The organism is Halalkalibaculum sp. DA384, from assembly GCF_043951955.1.
Taxonomy (GTDB): Bacteria; Bacteroidota; Rhodothermia; order Balneolales; family Balneolaceae; genus JAMQKA01.
This window is the reverse complement of the sequence record NZ_JBINJE010000001.1, coordinates 66,829-88,046: the sequence shown is the minus strand read 5'-3', so window position 1 is coordinate 88,046 and position 21,218 is coordinate 66,829. Positions and strand designations below refer to the sequence as shown.

Annotated in this window: 18 protein-coding genes and 1 tRNA gene; 10 read left to right on the top strand and 9 right to left on the bottom strand. The window is 50.2% G+C overall.

From position 1 onward, the window contains the following. The first annotated feature begins 31 nt into the window (after positions 1 to 31). Complete coding sequence (locus ACG2E4_RS00360; protein WP_395257849.1) at positions 32 to 625, top strand: DUF3109 family protein; 594 nt, start codon at positions 32 to 34, stop codon at positions 623 to 625. After that, positions 622 to 2,160 (top strand): RNA polymerase factor sigma-54, encoded by a 1,539-nt coding sequence (gene rpoN / locus ACG2E4_RS00355; RefSeq protein ID WP_395257851.1) that lies wholly within the window; start codon positions 622 to 624, stop codon positions 2,158 to 2,160. Before ACG2E4_RS00360 ends, rpoN begins: the two co-directional genes overlap by 4 nt. Here the strand turns inward: rpoN and ACG2E4_RS00350 are convergent, their stop codons facing one another. Further along, positions 2,161 to 3,666, bottom strand: coding sequence for a hypothetical protein (locus ACG2E4_RS00350; RefSeq protein WP_395257853.1), 1,506 nt, complete (start codon positions 3,664 to 3,666; stop codon positions 2,161 to 2,163). It abuts the gene before it with no gap. 31 nt (positions 3,667 to 3,697) lie between these two features. Next, positions 3,698 to 4,180 (bottom strand): Lrp/AsnC family transcriptional regulator, encoded by a 483-nt coding sequence (locus tag ACG2E4_RS00345; protein ID WP_395257855.1) that lies wholly within the window; start codon positions 4,178 to 4,180, stop codon positions 3,698 to 3,700. 200 nt (positions 4,181 to 4,380) lie between these two features. Between ACG2E4_RS00345 and serS the strand changes: the two genes are divergently transcribed. Continuing rightward, positions 4,381 to 5,649, top strand: a complete 1,269-nt coding sequence (gene serS, locus ACG2E4_RS00340; protein ID WP_395275364.1) for a serine--tRNA ligase — start codon at positions 4,381 to 4,383, stop codon at positions 5,647 to 5,649. A gap of 54 nt (positions 5,650 to 5,703) precedes the next feature. Further along, positions 5,704 to 6,303 carry a hypothetical protein gene (locus ACG2E4_RS00335; protein ID WP_395275363.1) on the top strand — a complete coding sequence of 200 codons (600 nt, stop codon included), beginning with the start codon at positions 5,704 to 5,706 and terminating at the stop codon, positions 6,301 to 6,303. 142 nt (positions 6,304 to 6,445) lie between these two features. On the opposite strand, the gene dusB is transcribed toward ACG2E4_RS00335, so the two are convergent. Further along, the gene (dusB, locus tag ACG2E4_RS00330) at positions 6,446 to 7,438 is read right to left on the bottom strand and encodes a tRNA dihydrouridine synthase DusB (protein ID WP_395257861.1); all 993 of its coding nucleotides are present in this window, start codon (positions 7,436 to 7,438) and stop codon (positions 6,446 to 6,448) included. Between the two features lie 294 nt (positions 7,439 to 7,732). Here dusB and ACG2E4_RS00325 point away from each other — a divergent pair, with 294 nt between their 5' ends. The 3 genes from ACG2E4_RS00325 (at position 7,733) to radA (ending at position 11,586) form a co-directional block, all read left to right on the top strand. Then, positions 7,733 to 8,809, top strand: coding sequence for a class I fructose-bisphosphate aldolase (locus ACG2E4_RS00325; RefSeq protein ID WP_395257863.1), 1,077 nt, complete (start codon positions 7,733 to 7,735; stop codon positions 8,807 to 8,809). A gap of 305 nt (positions 8,810 to 9,114) precedes the next feature. Beyond that, positions 9,115 to 10,203: a YbhN family protein gene (locus ACG2E4_RS00320; protein WP_395275362.1), complete on the top strand. Its 1,089-nt coding sequence runs from the start codon at positions 9,115 to 9,117 to the stop codon at positions 10,201 to 10,203. A 12-nt stretch (positions 10,204 to 10,215) separates the two neighbouring features. Beyond that, positions 10,216 to 11,586, top strand: a complete 1,371-nt coding sequence (gene radA, locus ACG2E4_RS00315; protein WP_395257868.1) for a DNA repair protein RadA — start codon at positions 10,216 to 10,218, stop codon at positions 11,584 to 11,586. 41 nt (positions 11,587 to 11,627) lie between these two features. Here radA and rpsU read toward each other — a convergent pair whose 3' ends face one another. The 3 genes from rpsU to ACG2E4_RS00300 all read right to left on the bottom strand — a co-directional run bounded on the left by rpsU (position 11,628) and on the right by ACG2E4_RS00300 (position 13,648). Continuing rightward, positions 11,628 to 11,822: a 30S ribosomal protein S21 gene (gene rpsU / locus ACG2E4_RS00310; RefSeq protein ID WP_310681356.1), complete on the bottom strand. Its 195-nt coding sequence runs from the start codon at positions 11,820 to 11,822 to the stop codon at positions 11,628 to 11,630. Positions 11,823 to 11,972: 150 nt separating this feature from the next. Next, entirely contained in the window at positions 11,973 to 12,869 is an 897-nt protein-coding gene (gene era, locus ACG2E4_RS00305) for a GTPase Era (protein WP_395275361.1), read from the bottom strand. A 50-nt stretch (positions 12,870 to 12,919) separates the two neighbouring features. Then, complete coding sequence (locus ACG2E4_RS00300; RefSeq protein WP_395257873.1) at positions 12,920 to 13,648, bottom strand: pyridoxine 5'-phosphate synthase; 729 nt, start codon at positions 13,646 to 13,648, stop codon at positions 12,920 to 12,922. Positions 13,649 to 13,766: 118 nt separating this feature from the next. On the opposite strand from ACG2E4_RS00300, the gene ACG2E4_RS00295 reads away from it, so the two are divergent. Beyond that, positions 13,767 to 14,240 carry an NlpC/P60 family protein gene (locus ACG2E4_RS00295; RefSeq protein ID WP_395275360.1) on the top strand — a complete coding sequence of 158 codons (474 nt, stop codon included), beginning with the start codon at positions 13,767 to 13,769 and terminating at the stop codon, positions 14,238 to 14,240. Between the two features lie 328 nt (positions 14,241 to 14,568). On the opposite strand, the gene ACG2E4_RS00290 is transcribed toward ACG2E4_RS00295, so the two are convergent. The 3 genes from ACG2E4_RS00290 to ACG2E4_RS00280 all read right to left on the bottom strand — a co-directional run bounded on the left by ACG2E4_RS00290 (position 14,569) and on the right by ACG2E4_RS00280 (position 18,351). Further along, a complete protein-coding gene (locus ACG2E4_RS00290) occupies positions 14,569 to 14,919 on the bottom strand; it encodes a carboxypeptidase regulatory-like domain-containing protein (protein ID WP_395257877.1) in 351 nt (116 codons plus the stop codon). A gap of 364 nt (positions 14,920 to 15,283) precedes the next feature. After that, a tRNA-Leu gene (locus ACG2E4_RS00285) sits at positions 15,284 to 15,368 on the bottom strand. A gap of 334 nt (positions 15,369 to 15,702) precedes the next feature. Beyond that, positions 15,703 to 18,351, bottom strand: coding sequence for a hypothetical protein (locus ACG2E4_RS00280; RefSeq protein ID WP_395275359.1), 2,649 nt, complete (start codon positions 18,349 to 18,351; stop codon positions 15,703 to 15,705). Between the two features lie 140 nt (positions 18,352 to 18,491). On the opposite strand from ACG2E4_RS00280, the gene ACG2E4_RS00275 reads away from it, so the two are divergent. Then, a complete protein-coding gene (locus ACG2E4_RS00275) occupies positions 18,492 to 20,621 on the top strand; it encodes a BatA domain-containing protein (protein ID WP_395275358.1) in 2,130 nt (709 codons plus the stop codon). Further along, positions 20,618 to 21,217 (top strand): hypothetical protein, encoded by a 600-nt coding sequence (locus tag ACG2E4_RS00270; RefSeq protein ID WP_395257884.1) that lies wholly within the window; start codon positions 20,618 to 20,620, stop codon positions 21,215 to 21,217. The genes ACG2E4_RS00275 and ACG2E4_RS00270 overlap by 4 nt, the downstream gene beginning before the upstream one ends. Position 21,218: the final 1 nt, after the last annotated feature.

Below are 21,218 nucleotides of genomic sequence, written 5' to 3'. Positions count from 1 at the left end.
TAGGAGATAGAAAAGGTATTTTGGGAGCCCAATGTTTAGAGTACAAAACACTATATTATCGGAAGATATCGCTACGGCAAAGTTCGCCTGCAACATAAGCAGATGCAGGGGAGCGTGTTGCGTAGTGGGGGATGCGGGCGCCCCGGTTGACAAAAAAGAGATACCCGTGCTAAAAAAAGCGTATCGACGGTTGAAAGACCGGCTCCGACCGGAGGCAGTGCAGGCGGTGGAGGAGCAGGGACTTGTGCAGGGGGATAAGAAGCACGGTTATGAACTCAGCTGCGTGGATGACGGCGAGTGCATTTTTGTGACCTTTGATCCGCATGGCAATGCGAAATGTGCCATACAGGAAGCCTATTACAAGGATGAGTTTTCCTGGGAAAAACCGCTGAGCTGTCATCTGTTCCCGATTCGTCTGAAACGTTTAGTTGACCTGGATTATGCGAATTTTACCTATTTCCCCAGTCTCTGCAGCGCCGGGTGCGACCGTGGAAAGAAGGAGGGCATATGGCTGTCCGACTTCCTGGAAAAGCCGCTGATCCGACGGTACGGGGAAGAGTGGTACAGCGAGTTCCTTGAAGCATGCAACAAGATCAGAGTTAATAATGAAACGGTTGACGTATGATTAAAACCGGCCAGAGCCAACAGTTAAGTCAAAAACAGTCGCAGCAACAGCGGCTATCTCCGCAGCAGATCCAGTACATCAAGCTCCTGCAACTGCCCACTATTGCCCTGGAGCAGCGCATCAAGGAGGAGATGGAGATGAATCCGGTGCTTGAGGAAGCCGAACCGGAGGAGCTGCAGACCGATGAGCGGCTGGATTCGCCCGAAGACTGGGAAGAGCAAAAAGAGAAAAGCGATGAGCTTGATCCGGTGGACCAAAATGAGGAGGTCGACTGGGAAGAATTTATGCACAATACGGAGTACGAAGGGGAGAACTACGGCGGGTATTCCGGGTCCGGGGCCAATGAGGAGTGGCGCGACCTGCCTAACCCCTACCACGAGTCGCTGCTGGAAGAGCTGGAACAGCAGGTAGGCCTGCTCAATTTGAATGAAAATGAAAAACTGATTGCCGACCAGATCCTCGGCTCTCTCGACCATGACGGCTATTTCCGCCGGGAATTGGAAGCGGTGGTCGATAATATAGCCTTCAACGAGGGGGTGCTGGTTTCAGAAGAGGAGATCGAAAAAGTGCGAAAACAGATCCAGCGGCTTGATCCGCCGGGCATCGCCTCAACCGATCTGCGGGATTGTCTGCTGGTGCAGCTGGAGATGATGGAGGATGAATCGAGCGGCAGAAAAATCGCGATCAAGATGCTCGAAAATCACTGGAAATTGTTTGAAAAAAAACATTTCAGCAAGCTGAAAAAGAAACTCAATATCGGGGATGAACAGCTGAAAGAGGCTTTCGACTGTATCAAGGGGCTCGATCCCAAACCGGGCGGGGGAGGTACGGAAGTAGAGGATACCCAGAATTATATCGAACCGGATTTTGAGGTTCGCTACCAGCCGATGACGGATGAAGAGGGAAAAGAGACCGGGGAGGGAGATTTTATTATCAAGCTGAACGACCGGAATGTACCGGCCCTTCGGATATCTCCCCGCTACAAAAAAATGTGGGATGACCTCAAAAAAAAGAACAAGAAGGAAGCAAATGAAAGCGTAAAAGAGACAAAAAACTTCATAAAAGACAAGATCGATTCGGCCCAGTGGTTTATCGATTCTATCCGCCAGCGCCAGAATACGCTTATGAATACGATGAAGACGATCGTAGCCCTGCAGGAGGAGTTTTTTAAGCACGGGGAGGGGCTGAAACCGATGATTTTGAAAGATATTGCTGAACGGGTAAACCTGGACATTTCGACGATATCGCGGGTGGTGAACGGAAAGTATGTACAAACCAATTTTGGGGTGTTTGAGTTAAAATATTTTTTCAGTGAAGGACTTGAGACGGAAAGCGGGGAAGAGGTTTCGAATCGCGAAGTAAAAAATGCCCTTCAGCAGATCATTGACAATGAGAATAAACAGAAACCACTGAGCGATCAGGCTATCGCCGACAAGCTGAAAAAAGAGGGATACAAAGTGGCCCGGCGGACGGTGAGTAAATACCGGGAACAGCTGAATATTCCTGTTGCCCGCCTTCGCAAGCAGATTATGTGATTACGTAATGGCGATCGCCAGGTCCATGATATTTAGCAGATAGCTGTTGGTGAAGATCGCAGACAGCGCTATTGCCAGTAGCAACGTATACAGCCCGATGGTGCCCATCGCGTAGAGCCCCCTGTAACTATTGACGTTCTGCCCGGCATCGTACGCCGTAACCGGGAAATCGAGCAGCAGCACCACGGTAAAGAGAATAAAAAAGATGGAAAGCAGGTAAGCGTTGGCGCCTGCCATCAGCATAGTAACAATGATCGTGGTTATAACGAGGTTCAGGTGAAAAGGCCAGGAATACAAAATGGAGATCTGGCTCAAATAATTGATGCTGCGGTTGGCAAAATAGAGCCACAGTATGGATACGGTCTGAAACAGGAACGCAGTGATCAGTCCAAGCACAAAAAAGGAGAAGTATTCGTTGCCAAACAGCGAAAGTGTGGGAAAATAGTGGTAGAAAACCTCTAGCCCGGCTCTGGAAAAAAAGGTGCTTGCCGCACAATAAAGGAAAATTCCACTCAGTATCGAGTGCTGGATAAGAAGCAAAAGGCTGGGAACAACAGACCGTATATGGCGCTTGATAACATCCTCAATGAAGAACCTGTGACTGTGAAAAAAACGGAATAGCGAGCGCCGGTACGTCGGCATAAAACTGTAGTTCAGGGCAACCGTACCCCATACCAGTACCAGTATCAGGACGATAATGCTGTGGGAATGGCCGGAGGGCATACGTTCCCGGGGCAGGGGAAATACCGCATCCTGGAAGGTGGCGTGTTCGACCAGTATTTGCTGAACCGGTTGATGAACCTCAACAAAATTCAATAGCCAGCCGGAGTCAAAAAAAAGGATCGCATCGGGGGTGTCCCGTGTAGTCTGGAAAAACCATTTCAGGGGAGCCATTTTTGATGCCAGTGAGGGAGAGGGATGATACAGGTATGCGCCAGAGGCCGGAAGGCGGTAGTCAGGGGATGAGGACGAGGTAAAACCGGCATCCACATTCACCCTGGTCAGGGTAAAGTCAAACAACGTGCTTGTGGGGTGGCCGACGGCGTTCCACTCTTTGTAGTAAAGGGGCACTGAAAGCGTGGAGGAAAGCTCGGCCGTAAAAGGTTTAACGGCTTCGGAAAATGATGGGTCGTGTGTCTGTCCATAAGCAAAGGCCCCGATCGCTTCCACCTGTTTCCCCTGGTAGTGCGTAAGGAAGCGCTGGTAAATCTGCGCGAGGGCGGAATCTGTTCGCGCAAACGTTTCAACCACCGGATACTGGACCGGGACCTGGATAAAAACGCTGAAATTACGCTGCTGGATCTCTTTCCACAGTGCGTCGGAGACCAGTTCGTCCAGCTCCAGATAGGTTATTTTCAGGTCCTTAAAGTCGTCAAGCTGGTTCAGGGCTTCGCCGGTGTCTTCCGGCACATCCCAGACTACGCCAAACGTGCGCTGTGCAGTGACGGGGCGGGGCAATACAAGTAGAAACGCCAAAAGCGTGAGTGCAACCGGAATTCTGCTCATAAGTGAAATGCAGAAACGCGAAAATGAAAGTTTACTTGATTTCTATGGTACCGGTCAGCTCTATGGGCAGTTCACGTGTTTCTTTGAAGTTGGTCAACACAACGTTGGAACGTGTTTTATGGACGCCGCTCCACGACTGTATTTTGGATAACAGCTTCTCAAAAGATTCGGTGTTCCAGGTTCGTATTTTCAGGATGTGGGAACCATCACCAGTGATGGAGTAGCACTCCAGGATTTCAGGTTCTTCAATAGCTTTTTCGACAAACTTTGGATAATTGTCGGAGCCATCCACCTCAACAAACACAAACGCGGTAATATCAAATTCAAAACGGCGTGAATTGAGCACGGCATGATACCCCTCGATAAGTTCGCGTTCTTCCAGTTTCCTCATCCGTTCGGAAACAGAGGGAACCGAAAGATGCACGATCTCCGACAGCTTGTTCCGCTGCGCTCTTGCATCTTTTTGAAGGTGCTTCAGAATCTTGATATCAATTTCGTCTAAGGTATGCGCCATTTTATAAATCCGACCCTTATTTATCTATGAACTATTTAATTTAACTTAAATTATTTAGGTAGGCAACCCAATATATGATGGTAGAATTTAAAATATATTTGTTGAAATGCCAACCTGTTGCAAACTAAAAATTGGTTCATTACTTGGCAAAACTCTTTTATCTTTGACGAGAAGAAAATTCAAATTTAAATGTTAATTATATGCTTGACATAGCGTTTATTCGAGAACATGCCGATGTGGTTAAGGAAGGAATGAAAAACAAGGGGGAAGAAGCGGTGGAGGTGGTCGATGAGCTTCTTGAAGCCGATAAGAACTGGCGCTCGCTGGTCAAAAGCGTGGATGACCTCCGAAACGAAAGTAATACGAAGGCGAAGGAGATTGGCCAGCTGATGGGTTCGGGCCGGAAAGAGGAAGCCCGGGAGATTATTGAATATACCAGCAAACTAAAGGAGAAGATCAAGCGAAAGGAGGAAGATCTGAATCGGCTCAGGGATAAATGCGATGAACTGCTGTTGCAGATCCCAAACGTCCCTCATAAATCAGTGCCCGTGGGAGCGACGGAAGAGGACAATGAAATTTACAAAACCTGGGGAGATCCGGCGGAGGAAGCATGGCGAAGTCCCCACTGGGAGCTCGCGGAAGATTCCGGGTGGGTCGATTTTGAACGCGGAGCCAAGGTAACGGGCGCAGGCTTCCCGTTTTATATCGGGCCGATAGCCCGCCTGCAGCGTGCGCTGATCAACTATTTTTTGGATAAAGCTGCCGAACAGGGATTTATCGAAATTCAGCCGCCTTTCTTCGTAAATGAGGATTCCGCCCGCGGCACCGGACAGATTCCCGATAAAGAGGATATGATGTACGAGATACCCCGCGATGAATTTTTTCTGATTCCGACTGCCGAGGTACCGGTTACCAATTTTCACCGGGATGAGATAATACCGAAAGACAAGCTCCCGATATACTATGTAGCGTACACCCCGTGCTGGAGACGCGAGGCCGGCTCTTATGGGAAGGATGTGCGGGGATTGAACCGGCTGCATCAATTTGACAAGGTAGAGCTGGTAAAAATTGTACAGCCCGAAAATTCCTATGACGAGCTGGAGACCCTCCGGGAGTATGCGGAATCCCTGCTCGAAGAGCTTGGCCTGCCCTATCGAACCCTGCTGATGTGCACCGGCGATATGGGCTTTACGCAATCCAAAAAGTATGATCTTGAAGTCTGGAGTCCGGGTCAGCAGCGCTGGCTGGAGGTAAGCTCCTGTTCCAACTTTGTGGATTACCAGGCCCGCCGCATGCAGCTTCGGTTTCGCAACGAGCAGGGGAATACCCAGATCCTGCATACGCTCAACGGCTCGGGACTGGCGTTGCCGCGGGTCGTTTCAGCCATTTTGGAAACTTATCAAGATCAGGACGGGAATATCAGAGTACCCGAAGTGCTTCAGCCCCATATGGGTGCGAAAATGATATAGAGCAGAATTACAGGGGTGGCAACTCATGTCAATCGCAATAAAACGGGAACTGTCATGAAACTGCGACTTTTGATACTTGCTTTGCCGCTGATGGCGATTCAGGCCTGTGCCCCAGTTTATATTCCCAGTGCCCGGCACACCCATCAACTGGATCATAAAGGAGAATTAAGTGGTGCGGCTTTTGTGGGTACCAACGGCATCGATCTGCAGGGAGCATATGCGGTTTCAGACCGTTTTGGTTTTGCAGGAGCCGCGTCTTTCGGCGATAATGAGGAAGAGGGAAACGAAGATTACCACGAGCATTCCTACGGGGAGATTGCCGTGGAATATTTTCGCGTGATCGGAAATATCGGTCGATTTGAACTGCTGGGAGGAGCCGGACTGGGATCCGCAACCTCGGTCGACAATTATGCTTTTTCCGGTACAGATCGTGCGGTTCAGGCTACAGGCAGATATAACAAGCTGTTCCTGCAGTCCAATATCGGGCTGGAGACCGACTGGGTTGAAACAGGGCTGGCGCTGCGGTTGGGACAGGTCAGGTTTACCGAGTTTGAAACATCTGCCACCACATACGAAGAGGCGGAGGCCGGCACTTTTTTCGAACCTGCCCTTTATGCCCGGCTGGGCTGGAAAAATATCAAGATAGAGGGGTAGTTGGGAACCGCCGATCTACTGCAGGAGGAGGTGGCGTTTGACTATCGCCCGGCGCTGGTTTCGCTGGGCATACATCTTAACTTGTCTACCCTGAAGTAACGGATCGGGAAACATCCCGCAAATTGCCGGTGGATCATCTGTTTCAGGAAGCAGCTGCGTACAGTTCCTGTTCCTTGAAGTTGAGCAGCAGTTCCAGGATCGGCTGCATCTCCTTTTCTTCCATAATCGCTCCCCGAAGTTTACGGCTGTTGCGGACCCCTTTTAAGTACTGCCCGTAATGCTTTTTCATGATGATAACGCCGTATCGTTCTCCGTGGTGTTCTACGGAACGCCGCAACTGTTCAGCCGCCAGTTCGATGCGCTCCTCCACCGGGGGCGGAGGCAGCCGTTCGCCGGTTTCAAGGTAATGGCGGGTCTGTTCAAAAATCCAGGGGCTGCCGATGGCCCCGCGCCCGATCATCACGCCGTCGACCCCGGTTTCGTCAAACATCCGCTTGGCATCCTCCGGGGATGTTACATCGCCGTTGCCAATAATTGGAATCTCGAGTCCCGGCGTATCCTTCAGCTTTTTCAACCAGTTCCAGCGTGCTTCTCCCTTGTATTTCTGGTTCCGCGTGCGGGCATGAACCGTCAGCGCCTTGACGCCCAGCTTCTGCAGCATCAGGGCCACCTCCCGGATACGGATTGTTCGGTCGTCCCAGCCAAGGCGCGTTTTTACAGTCACCGGCTTGTCTTGCACCGCATCTACTACGCTGCCCGCCATCCGTTCCATCAGCGCCAGGTCTTTAAGGCAGCCGGCCCCGGCTCCTTTTTTGGCAATTTTGTACACCGGGCATCCGAAGTTGATATCGACCAGGTCGGGGTTGTTCGCTTCGGCTTTTTGGGCTGCGCCTTCCATTGCTTCCTCGCGGCTGCCGAAAATCTGAATTCCGAAAGGACGTTCCTCTTCTCTGAAATCCATTTTTTGCTTCGCCCCATTTACATCGCGAACGATAGCTTCAGAACTGATAAATTCCGTATAGACAATGCTGGCCCCTCTTCGCCGGCACATCAGCCGAAAGGGGGAGTCCGTTACATCTTCCATGGGGGCCAAGAGCAGTGGTTTTTCGCCCAAATCTATGGGACCGATTTTCATATTCTATGCTTTTCAAGGGTTAAAAATGCAAGGTGAAAATATAGGAAAATTTAGTCTCAAGGTCGATGGGAATTATCCCCGGGACGCCGGATTTGTCCCTTGCTGGATGAAGTGGCTTCCAGGCTGCACTCTACTGTTGTCAGCACGCTTTACGCGGATGCCGCGAGCGGTCGATTCCCATGGCAGGAGAACGGAATTCCCGGAAACCTTTTTAGTCATTTCTAGACAGATCACTTATATTGGGCTCCTAGTAATTCATAAACCATTATACCAATTAAATTAGGAGTTATTACTATGGCACTTGCTGCTAAAAGCATTGAAGAGATGCTTGGAAATGAGGCGGATGACCTGTTAAATCATTCTTGCGAGACCATTTCAAAAGAAAATTTACACCTGCCCGGCCCGGATTTTGTAGACCAGGTCTGGATCGATTCGGATCGGAATCCTCGCGTATTGCGGAACCTGCAGACCCTGTTTGACAACGGGCGCCTCGGGGGAACCGGTTACCTCTCAATTTTGCCCGTGGACCAGGGGGTTGAGCATTCCGGGGGCGCGTCTTTTGCTCCGAATCCGGCCTACTTTGATCCTGAAAATATCGTAAAGCTTGCAATTGAAGGCGGCTGCAATGCCGTGGCCTCAACATACGGAGTGCTTGGTGCCGTGGCTCGCAAGTATGCCCACAAAATTCCGTTCGTGGTCAAGATCAACCACAACGAGCTGATGACCTACCCGAATACCTATGACCAGATTATGTTTGGCAGCATTGATGAAGCGTTTAACATGGGGGCTGTTGCAGTGGGTGCCACGATCTATTTTGGTTCAGAAGAGTCCAGCCGCCAGATACAGGAAGTTGCCAAAGCGTTTGAGTATGCGCATGAGCTCGGCCTGGCCACCATTCTCTGGTGCTACACCCGAAACTCCGCCTTCAATGTAGACGGCACCGACTACCACGCCTCGGCCGATCTTACCGGTCAGGCCAACCATCTCGGGGTCACGATCCAGGCGGATATCATCAAGCAGAAACAGCCGGTGAACAACGGCGGGTACAAGGCACTTAATATCGGGGATTCCTCCTATGGCAAGCTTGATGAAAGCATTTATACCGAACTGGCTTCCGATCATCCCATCGACCTTACCCGTTACCAGGTAGCCAACTGCTATATGGGCCGGGCAGGGCTGATCAACTCGGGTGGTGGTTCCGGTGAAAACGATTTTGCCCAGGCCGTGCGCACGGCAGTAATCAACAAGCGTGCCGGCGGAATGGGCTTAATCAGCGGGCGCAAGGCATTCCAGCGGCCGATGGATGAAGGAGTCAAGATCCTGAACTTTATCCAGGATGTATATCTTGACGACAACATCACTGTGGCCTGATCAGCTTGATCCGTTTAAAGCCTTATGGAGATCGCTTTCCATAAGGCTTTTTTATTAAGAGAGCTTTGAAAACCGGGAACTTTGTCCAAAGTCAACTCCTGAGTAAAATCGAAATCGCGGTTTTCAGTCCATGGATTGAGGGTTTTTAATTCGCGGAAATACTGAAATGGGCAGAACAACGGCTTCAAAAACTTCTTTTGGTAATGTACTGTACGCCTTGACACAGCCAGTTAGACTTATTCAATGTAGCGCGCTACCTTTGGTTACCAAATGCGGTTCGTACCGGTATTACAAATGATTAACTTTTGAGTGATAACACAGAACATATACAAGAGGATCCAAAGAGCTTCTTCTCCAAGCGATATTTATTCATCTCCATTGGGTTAAGTATTCTTGGGATGGGGGTCGTGATTTACCTGACATACACCCCGGGTGTGTTGGAACATCTGAGGCCGAAGCGCATGCCGGGACTAGTCATCGCCGTGATTGTTTCCCTGCTGAGGGTCTGGTTTTCAGCTGCCAAAATCCGGTTTTTGGCGGAAGACCAGCTAAACTGGATGCAGTCATTCCGGGTGATCCTGAGCTGGGATTTTACCTCTTCCGTCACTCCCTCAACGATTGGGGGCGCTCCGGTGGCTACCTATGCCATGACCAAAGAAGGGCTGAAAGCCGGCCAGTCCACGGCCATTATTTTGTACGGCGTGCTGCTGGATCAGCTGTGGTTCGCGATGGCGATTCCCATATTGCTTATCGCAGGCCTCTATTACGAAGTGGTCCCGGAAAATATCGGGATGGTGGGCGACATTTCGATGCTGCTGCTCTACGCGGGGCTGCTTACTTATGCAGGACTGCTCGCCTACGGGGTGTTAAAAAATCCCGCTGCACTCAAAAAGGTGGTAAATGCGGTTTTTCGCCTCCCCTTCCTGCGGAAATGGGAAGAAAAGGTAAAGGAAGAGGCGGAACACCTGGAGGAGTATTCCCACGAGCTGCGAAAGAAGCCGGCTTCTTTTCTGCTGAAAGCTTTTTTTCTCTCCACGATGTCGTGGCTGTGCCGCATCGCACTGCCAACGATTGTGATACTGAGCCTGCTTCCCGCAGACGAAATATTATCGCTATTGCGAAGCCTGGCGATGAATCTCGCTTTTCTTATCATGCCCACCCCGGGCGGTAGTGGTGGTGTGGAGGGGCTTTTCGCAATTTTTCAGGGCCCGTTGATTGATCGAAAAGCATTCATCGGGCTGGCCGTTTTTGCATGGAGAATTATCAGCTACTATATAAGTATAGGACTCGGGATGATGGCAACCACGTGGTATATAAACCAGTCTGTAGTACAGAAAATGGAGGATAAAACCGAGCCCAGCAGCGACTCGGATGTAATCGGAGAGATAAAATAAACAGCACCAAAGTTGCCGAAAAACAGAATTGAATACGTTTGCAGCGAATGCGGGCACACATCAACAAAATGGCTGGGGAACTGCCCCTCCTGCGGTAGTTGGCATACGTTTAAAGAGTTTACCGTAGAGCGGGAAAAAAAGTCCGACAAATCTCACAAGGGCAAGGTCGAGGGACTTGAAGATGCCGGAGCTCCCAAATCACTTGACGATATTGAGCTCAATGAGGAAGCCCGTTTTGCCAGCAATATTGCCGAGCTGGACCGGGTTCTCGGCGGCGGTTTTGTCCCGGGCTCTTTTGTCTTGATTGGGGGAGATCCCGGCATCGGAAAAAGTACACTGGCACTGCAGATAAGCAAATCGAATCCCGGTCTCAAGATCCTGTACTGCGCGGGAGAGGAATCTGCCGGGCAAATCAAGCAGCGGGCCCGACGCCTCGGGGTCGACTCTGAAAACCTGTTCATTTACAACGAAACGGATGTGAGCAACATCCTGAAAGAGGCCCGCAAGATGGAGCCGGACCTGCTGATTGTAGATTCCATACAAACCGTGTATCGCACCGAGTTGACCAGCATGGCGGGCAGCATCCAGCAGGTGAAGGAGTGCGCCGCCCTGTTCCAGCAGCTGGCCAAAAAGCAGGAGATCACCACCCTGTTGATCGGGCATGTAACCAAGGAGGGTACGCTGGCAGGTCCGCGCGTACTGGAGCATATGGTGGATACGGTACTCCAGTTCGAGGGGGATCAAAACTATACGTACCGGTTACTTCGCAGTATAAAAAACCGGTTTGGTCCGGCCCAGGAGGTCGGGGTTTTTGAGATGAATGAAAACGGGCTTACTGATATCCTGAATCCCTCCCAGCTTTTCCTGTCTGACTATAACAACAAGGTAAGCGGCAATGCCGTAGTCTGTACTATCGAGGGCTCCAGGCCTCTTCTTATTGAAGTACAGGCGCTGGTCACGCCCAGCAACTACGGGACCCCGCAGCGTACGGCAAGCGGTTTCGACCATCGGCGTCTTTCGTTATTACTGGCAGTCCTCGAAAAGCGGGGAGGCTACCAGTTTTCGGGCCAGGATGTTTATCTTAATGTGGCCGGCGGAATTAAGTTGAGCGACACCGCCGGCGACCTGGGGGTGATTTGTGCACTGGTTTCCAGCTTTTTGGACAAACCGATTTCCAGTGAGTTGGTGTTCCTGGGAGAGGTGGGACTTGGGTCGGAAATTCGGGCGGTACCCAAGCTTGAGCAACGCCTGGGAGAGATCGAGAAAATGGGTTTTGAAGGGGCAGTTATCCCGCGCGCCAACAATATTAACAAGAAAAAAAAGAGTTCAATTGCACTGGAAGGCGTGCAATATTTTAGCGAAGCCATAAAAAAAGCCCTGTAGCAAGGCCACAGGGCTTAACGTTGGTAGTGTAGTACAGAAACTCAGTAATTGTTACGTTCTCGTCGTTTCTGTTCACGAATGCTTCTTTTCAGCGCTTCACGACGTTCCTCGGAAGGTTTCGTATACTGTTGATTTTCTTTGTATTCATTCAGTATCCGGGAACGTGTTACCAGCTTCTTAAACCGGTTAATTGCGCGGTCAATGCTTTCGTTGTCTTTTACGTTTACTCCAACCATTTACTAATTCACCTGCCTTATAAAGTTTTCTTTCCAAATTAGGCCTTAAATATAAGCATTATCTGCCAAAGTGTAATATCTATTTTCTTACAAAATGTGGTGGATGGCTCGGGAAAACAGTCGGAAAAACGACTACGACTGAAATCCAGTTTACCGGTACCCGAAATTACGGATCATATTCGGGTTTTCTCGCCACTTGTCCCGCACTTTAACATGAAGATCGAGGAACACTTTTTTGCCGATAAAATCCTGGATTTTTTGCCGCGCGTTTTTGCCCAGCTCTTTGATCGCCTTTCCACCCTTGCCGATTAAAATGCCTTTTTGAGAGTTTCTGTTGACAATGATTTCCGCATTGATGTAGTCCAGCTCGTCCCGCTCATCGTATTGTATCACATCCACGGTGCAGGAGTACGGGATCTCCTGTTCAAACTGCATGAAAAGCTGCTCGCGGATCAGCTCGGCCACGAAAAAGCGTACCGGCTGTTCGCTGAGCATATCCTTCGGATAATAGGGCGGGCCCGGCTTCAGGTTTTGGTAGATGACCTCCATCAGCTCCGGCACGCCCTCCCCGGTGAGGGCAGAAATATAGACGGTATTGGCAAACTGGTAGGACTCCTGCAGGGATTCCACCATCTCCAGTTCCCGCTCGCGGCTGCTGGTGTCCATTTTGTTGACAACCAGGACAATCGGTTTGTTCATGGTTTTGAATACGTCAAAGGCGTAGTCGGGCATGCGGTCTTCTCCGGCCTCCACCAAAAAGAGGATGATATCGGCATCGCTGCGTGCCCGGTCTACAAAGCTCATCATCGCTTTTTGCAGCTCGTAGCGCGGGTGGATGATGCCGGGGGTATCCAGGAAGATGATCTGCAGATTTTCTTCCGAATGGATCCCTATGATCTGGTGACGCGTGGTCTGCGGCTTGGGAGTGGTAATCGATATCTTGCTGCCCAGAATCTGGTTCATCAGGGTTGATTTCCCCGCGTTGGGCTTGCCAACAATGGCCACGTAGCCGGACTTGTGTTCCTCCTTGTTTGGATTCTCAGTCATTTATCTCCGTGGATGAAAATTCGAAATTTGAAATCATCTAAAGTTGAAATTTAATCGTTGTATTTGTTCATGATATTGAGAAACGCCTTTACCGTGTTCTCTAATCCGTTAAAAACAGCTGTTGAAACCAGGGCGTGCCCGATGCTTACATCATGCAGGTGGGGCACGGTTTTGACTAGTGCTTCAAGATTGTCGAGGTTTAATCCATGCCCGGCATTTACCTTCATCCCCAGGTTATGTGCGCGTTTAGCCGCCTCTTTCAGCCGCTGCAGCTCATGGTTTCGGGCCTCGTCGGTTCGCGCATTTGCATAGGTACCGGTGTGGAGCTCCACGGCGTCGCTGCCCAGTTCGGCCGCATCGTCAATATCTTCCGGGTTGGGATCAATAAACAGGCTTACTTCAATATCGGTATCCCTGTAACGGGGAAATACCCGGTTTCTGAAATCCTCAAACACGGTATCCATGCTCAGTCCGCCTTCGGTTGTCAGCTCTTCACGACTTTCGGGGACCAGCGTCACCAGGTGCGGGTCTACGTCAATACTTGTCTCTATCATCTCCTTGGTAGCCGCCATTTCAAAATCCAGGATGCCCCGGACCGACTCCTTCAGCCGGTAGACATCCGCTTCCCTGATGTGTCGGCGGTCTTTTCTAAGGTGAAAAACAATTCCGGCGGCCCCGGCCTCTTCGCATACGTGGGCCGCTTTCACAGGGTCGGGATATCCCTCTCCCCGGGCGTTTCGGAGTGTAGCTACATGGTCGATATTAACCAAAAGTCGCATATTGGTTACTTGTTAAGCATTTTCGGGTTGTGTTTCATTCTCTAAATATAGATCATTTAGAGGACAAAATAGACAGCCACGGCAACACTTTCTAATGAGGCATCTGATCATATACATAGTGATAACCACCCTGTTGACGGCTTGTGGTATTTCAACCCGACGTGCCACACACTCTTCGGGCAGTAGTTCCTCTTCTCCCGTGGCCTATTCCGTCAATAAATACAGTGAGACCCGGGTTTCATTAAAGCAGGCCTACCGCGACTGGAAGGGAACGCCTTACCTGCTGGGCGGCCGGTCGGCTTCCGGGGTAGACTGCTCCTCTTTTGTCAGCATTATTTTTGATGAGTATTTCGGCATCGACCTGCCGATGCATACGCAGCGATTACTAAACCGGGGCGAAGGCATCCGGCGACGCTCGGTACGCACCGGCGATCTTATCTTTTTTAAAACCGGTAGGCGAACCTTTCATGTGGGGATTCTTGTGGAAGATGGAGAGTTCCTGCATGCCTCGACCTCCCAGGGGGTGACGCTGAGCAGCCTGTATGACAGATACTGGGCCAACCGCTACCTTGGGGCTCGCCGCGTAATGTAAGGTGGGGAAATATTTGTTATAACGGTAAAGCTAAAAACGGGAGACTTTCCAAACTTTTTCAGAAGTAAAACGCAACGTAAACTCCTGTCAGGTTAAATATTGACGAGATCTTACATCTGATATCCTGTGACGTATCATTTTCAAGAAACCTTTGCAGAACCTGCTATTTTGAGGGAGGTAGTTGTACTACCGACCCTGGTGCCCTTTTAACGGGAGTACAACGCCCTCAGAACGAGGAGTTGAGGGTTTTGCAAAACCCTCTTTTAAGTAACGAAAAATGAAAAGCACCGGGTGGCAAACCCGGTGCTTTAAAACTGGCAGCGAATGCTTATCCAGTGGGAGTAAGTTCAACGGTTAGCTTGGAATCGTCAGTAACCGTCACTGTTTTCTTCCAGGTTTGATACCCATCGGCAGAGATTTTGAATGTGTGGGGATCGTTCTCAATTTCTTCAAATACCAGTTGTCCCTCCTGATTGGTAGTATGCGGGGAATAGATTCCCAGGATTTGAATGTTGGCATTCATTAAAGCTTCCCCGGATTCAGCATCCACCACATTCAGCGTCAGCTTGTATTTTTCGGTATCTGAGTTGTTCTCCTGCGCATAGCTGGTGGAGAAACTCAAACTGAAGATAAGCGCCAAAATAGTGGTAAAAAATGTTGCCTTGTTAAAGTTAAACATAACAATAACCTGTATTTGTTAGGTTGATGGTTAAATATTCAGTGAATGCTACGTCTATTCTTATGGGAAAATTGCAGATTTGTTCCGTTAAGGACCAAATCCGGGAAAATTGTTACGTTTCACACTAAAAAGTACCAGACTTCTGCACTATCGTAAACTGAGGCAACAGTTACATCGCATCACTTTAAAGCAAATGCAGAGAACAATTTTGAGAGGCTGATTGAAAATGATAAAGCAGGGAACCGATAAGAGGGCTAAGCAACACCGTAATTAAACGTATTGAGAAGAGATGGCAATATTGCCAGTATATTGAATGGGTGTAAATAATAAGCCCTTGCAAGTCAACGACTTGCAAGGGCCAGAGTGCCCAAGAGAGGACTCGAACCTCCACGACCAAGATGGTCACATGCTCCTGAAGCATGCGCGTCTACCAATTCCGCCACTTGGGCTTGACAATAAAGAAAGTGCAATTGAAACAGGATGTGAGCAATTCCTGAAGCATAAAATTTCTATTCAACCCTCCAGCTGCTCAACTACTTACGGCACCATTTCAATTGGAGTGCAAATATAGGGATCTTGCGGGGGTAAATTCAATAGAGAATTTATTTAATTTTATGGCCTCGCCAAACAGCCCGGTGGAGTTGCGCAGATGCCAGATACATAATTCGTGGTATGTAATGCGAGAACAGGTATCCTCCTCTTTATTTATCACGCAGTACCCAAAATACTGTATTTCCAAAAAATGACTTTGAAACGAAATCTAAAACCAATAGTCTCTGCCATCTAGTCACTGGTCCTGTATATCGTCCAGCTGCGTACGCCCTCGCTGGTTTGGGCAATCAGTTCCTTGTAGCCATCCCCGTCCAGGTCGGTAACCACAGGATACTGCATGCCGCTAGTAGGAAGCGAATAGAGGCGCTCCCCGTCACGTACCTGCCAGGCATACAGCCGTCCGAAACTGGCAAGCCCGATAATCTCATCCGTGCCGTCACCATTGATATCGGTGATAAATGGGGAGAAATTTTGGGCCGCCGGCTGCCCCATGCTTGCCGTAAACCGCAGTTGTCCCTGTTCATTGATCAAAAAGAGGGAGCCGTTGCTGCTCATGGTCAGGATCATATCTTCGGAGACAGTCCGATCCTCGTCTATCTGTACAGAAGCAGAATGGAGGGAGGGCGTACCGGAGAGGGCACTGTTGGAGACATACACAGCCTGCAGTTCGTCCTTCTCCGTCCGGTTGCTGTACACGTCAACGGAGTCGGGAAACAGCGGCTCCCCGCCCACCGCGTAGAGATATCCATCGGCGGCCCCTCCCAGGATGTTCCCCTTGTGCAGCACGGGTGAACCGTTCAGGGAAGCATTAACGAACTTGGGAAAGTCGGCCTTGGGAGAGCCATCCTGGTTCCAGGCATGAACGGCGTTTTCCGAGAATGCCACTACCCCGATTCCACCCCTGAAAAGCTCAACGGCCGGTTTGCTGCGGATCACGGCATTGGTGGTTACCGGCCAGCCGCTGATGTTTTCTCCGCGTCCGTCGAGTGCGTGAAGCTGCCGGTTGGCGGTGGCCACTACCGCTTCGGGCAAACCGTTTTGGTCGATATCGGTTACGGTGAGAGGCGTAGTGATGGTCTCGGTAAGTTCAAACGGAAATTTTGGGAGAGTAGATCCGGTGTCGTTCCACCCGTAGATTTTGTTGCCCGCCGCTAGCAATATCACCTGCTGGTTGGTACCATACCAGTCATATACCACGGGAGAGCCGACGGGTTCATCGTCCCCGGTACTGGCCTGCATCACGGTAGTGCCATCAGAGGCCAGGGCGTACACGCTGCCCGAAGTGGTGGCAAATATGACTTCATTGCGTGCACTGCCCCTCAGGTCGGAGAGGACCGGCGCCCCGGATAGTTCAGCGCCCCCGGTGGGAAACAACCACTGCTCTTCATAGGGAATATCGCTCTGTTGGCGTGTATAGGTGCGCATTTCAAATGCCAGCTGCTGCTCTTCTTGCAGCTGGAATGAGGTTGTCAGCTGATTGAATTGGGAGGTAATGGCATTCACATAGGTTCCCGGATCAAGATAGGTGCTGATGAAATCGTAGAAATCACTGTTGGCAAAAAGGTAGCCGCTCACCTCTTCGGGCAGGTTGCTTCGTATGTCCATGTAATCCTGATCATAGTAGATCACCCGCCTTCGGTTGCGGTCAGATTCAACGATCTCCGCCAGTCCTTTCCGCTTTGATATGACGACCGCATCACCGGTGATATTCAGGTAGAAATCGGTGTAATTGCAGAGCTCGGAGCCGATCAGGCTTCCCAGTACCTGACTTTGAATAAAATAGGTGTCATCGGATTTTTGTATAAATTGCCGCGAGACGAGGTCATCGAGCTGGCCGGCGAGACCTGCGGGGTCCCGCAATTTGCGTAAAAACAGGTATTCCCCGGTAGAAAGAAATCCCGATTCGGTATAGGTAACAATGGAGAATTCGGCGTTCAGGGTTGCGGCAAGCGCGGAATACGGTCCACTTTCCGCCATTAAAAGGGAATCCAGCCGGGTGCTGTTGGGAACGGAATCCGGAGGAACCGTACGGGGGGGGAGACGAAAGATACCGAATGACGAGGCGTTGCCCGAAATATAACGGTCGAGCGAGATGGGAGCATTTTGGGATGAGAAAGCGTCGACCAACCCCGTCCGGTCATCTTCAGCCAGTGGAATATTCCCGGTAAAGCGGTACTGGCTGTTCTCCTCTTCGTCAGAAAGGGTTTCCAGATCAAGTACAACAGGCCCGGTTCCGCGGAAGGCTCCCTTGATGGACGGCCGATATTCAACTTTTGCGAGTTGCTCAATCCAGCGGTCCAGGGAGGGAGTGTTCAATACCAGTGAAGAGGGTCGAAGCTCTGCAGGGTCAAGCTGGATGGATGGTACCCGGCCCAGGTATGCGCGGATAGCATCTTCAATTCCCAGGCTCGATTCTGAGAGAATCAACAGGCCGTGTAGCTGGCTGGCATAGATCACGCGGTTTTTGACGTGGAGTGTATAGATGACCTGCTGGTGAAAATTGTACCTGTTTTGGGTGAAATCCTTGTAAAACGTTTGGTGAAGGTTTTTTGCAAATTGGTCGGGAGCCTGGATCAGCCATACGGGTTGTAACTGATCATCTGCGCCCGGATAGAGTGCAAGGGCGTTGACCCGGAGGTTGACGGTGGGGTAGGAGTCGATTTCGGAAACAAGCTGAAGAGCCGAGGAGGTGATGTCATCCACAAACGGGGTATAGTCCTGCTCGAGCATCTCGCGGGGAGAAAGTTCTTCAGAGGGAATAATTACGGCAGGCGTCGTTTGCGGAATCGATGTTACCCAGTGCTTTTCCGGGAGACCCTGGCACGAAAGCAGTACGAGCGTCAACACTGTGCAAAGAACAGGAAGAACAAACTTCTTCATAAAAAATGGAATTGAAAATTCAGTGAAATAATGTTAGGGAATAGGATGTTTTATTTTATAGCTTATACCAACAACGAAAAAAAGTTTCGAAACTGTTACTTGCAAATCAGACAGCTCAAAAGTAATAATTTTAAAACTAAATGAATTTTTTGAATCCCTTTTTTTTGCTGGGGGCCTTGTCGGTGGCTATTCCCGTAGTCATACACCTCATTAACCTAAGGCGCCCGCAGAAGGTCTCATTTTCAACGCTCGCCTTTTTTGAAGAGCTGCAGAAAAGTACCATTCGCAAGATTCGGATCAAACAGTACATTTTGCTGGCCCTGCGCGTGCTGGCCGTGTTAATGCTGGCCCTGGCTTTGGCGAGACCGCTGCTGAGTCCCACACTGGGAGGTGCATCGGACGCCAATGAACCCAAACTCGCTGTTTTGTTGATGGATAACAGTCCCAGTATGAACCGTATCGGGGCGGAGGGACCTTTTTTTGAGCAGGCCCGGGAAGTGGCAAAGCAGGTTGTCGAGCAGTCAAAGAGCGACGACCGGTTTATTGTTACGGGTACAAACCATTCAGAACAGGGCGCGCAGATGGTGAATGGGGCGCGTGCGCTGGACCTGATTGAGGAGATTTCTGTGACGAATACGGGTAACCAGATCAATCATGCTATTGAGATGGTGGCCAATCAGCTCAAGAATTCGGCGATGCAGCACGCCGTTATCTACCTGATCACCGATGCCCAGAAAAGCCAGCTGGACGAATTGAAGGAGCTGGATGAGCTGCAACTGGATGAAAGCAGGCGGGTGGGACTGCAGATTATAACCCTCGGGGCCTCCAGCCAGCCCAATGTTGCTGTTGCGGATTTAGAGCTTCAGTCGCGGATGCTCAGCCAGGGGACTCCTGTTACCTTGCAGGTAGAGGTGCGTAATTATGGAAATGCGGGAGCTGCAAACCAGTTCGTTTCCCTGGAAGTGGAGGGCCGCATGGTGGGTCAGTATGAGGTTAACCTGGATCCGGGGGAAACAAGACAGCTCGGTTTTGAAATTGTACCTCAAAATGTGGGGGATATTGCGGGAAAAGTCGTGATTGAAGGGGATGAGATCAGCTACGACAATGAGCGCTATTTTGTGCTGAGGATTCCTGAGACCCGAACGGTGTTGTTAATCAGCGATTCGGAAGATGAGGCTTCGGAGTTTGTCTCCTACCTGCGCCCGGCGCTGGAGGCAGCCCGGCGCGCCAATACCCAGATTGAGTTTACCCGCCAACAACCGGAGGAAGTGGACCAGTCAACCTGGCTGCAGAATGATGTGATTATCCTGGACGGGCTGGAGGAGATTCCCGAATACTGGAGCGAGGACCTGCAGCGATATGTGCAAAACGGGAAGGGACTGCTCTTTTTACCGTCAGAGCAGGGAAGTATTGAAAACTATAACCGCTTCCTGGGATTGTTTAATGCCGGCCGGTTTACCGGAATTCGCGGTGAGTATGCCAGTTTTAAGCCGGTGGGCAGAGTAGCCGGGCTGGTAGAGGGGCACCCGATCCTGGAAGGGATGTTCGAGAAAGAGGAGGATGAGCAGATACAGGTAGATCTTCCCGAACTGTTTTATTATTACGAGCTGGAGCAGGCTTCCGGCACCGGAACGTATACCATACTTTCATCTACGACGGATGATGAAATTTTGGTTGAACAACGTTTTGGCGACGGGCGGCTGTTGGTTTCAACGCTGGGTGCCGATCCCGGATGGTCCAATTTCCCGGTAAACGCGCTTTTTGCGCCGATCTACTTCCGGTCGGTACTGTATGCCTCGGCTTCTGAACAGGGCGGGCTCAACAGCCATCAGCTGGGCAGCACATTCGCCTGGAACGGGGTGTTGGACAACCCATCCGTGGAATTATCACTAAATGACTTCACATACAAGCCGGAAGTGCAAAATATACCCAACGGTGTTTCCGTTCAATACACAGGAAGGGAATGGAATCCGGGTCTCCTCAAGATAAGCGCGGGTGATCAGCAGCGCCTGGTTGCCGTAAATCAAGAGGTGGCAGAGTCCGATTTCCAGTCATTATCAGAAGAAGAACTTGAAAATTTTTCCGAAATCCCCGTAACTATAACCACCGTGTTGAATACGAATGAGCTCTCGCAAGACAACCTGGTTGCCGAGTTGCAGTCCGCCGGTATGGGGCGGGAAATCTGGAGTTGGTTTATCTGGGCTGCATTGGCACTGTTGGTCGCCGAAACACTCATTTCAAAGCTCTACAGGGCAGAGTCCATAACATGAACGAATCATCACTACCTGTCGAACCGGGATTTTTTATTATCCTGCTGGTTGCCACTTTTGCCTTTTCGGCAACAGTCATGGCTGCAGCCACTTTGTTAAATAAGTATCGACTGCGCAATGTACGGTTGAGCTGGAATGCAGGAAAGCTGAACGGGTATCCCCTGTTTTCAACCCTCTTTCTTTTTTTCAGCCTGGGACTTTTCGCCCTGGCATTCCACACGGGATCGGCCACGCACTGGGTGGGCTTTTTGCTCTATGTTTGGATGAGCGGCGGGTGGTTTGTCAACAGTTACCTGGCTTCAAAGCGGTATATTACCGACAACGGTATTGTCAAAAATATTAATGACCCTTCACAGTCTGTGCAGTGGTACCAAATTCGGGACTACCTGGAACAGGATCAGGATCGATATCAGAAATATATATTTTTATACAAGGAGGATGAAGTAGACCAGGACACCCAGTTTGTCAGGCTGGAGCTGGATGTACCCAAAAAACATCTCGAGGACTTCCATAAACTGCTGGCGCATAAACTCGGAAGACAGATAAATTGTTATAATACAGCCAGCTTTGATCTGGAACAGTTTGATTTGAAGTGAT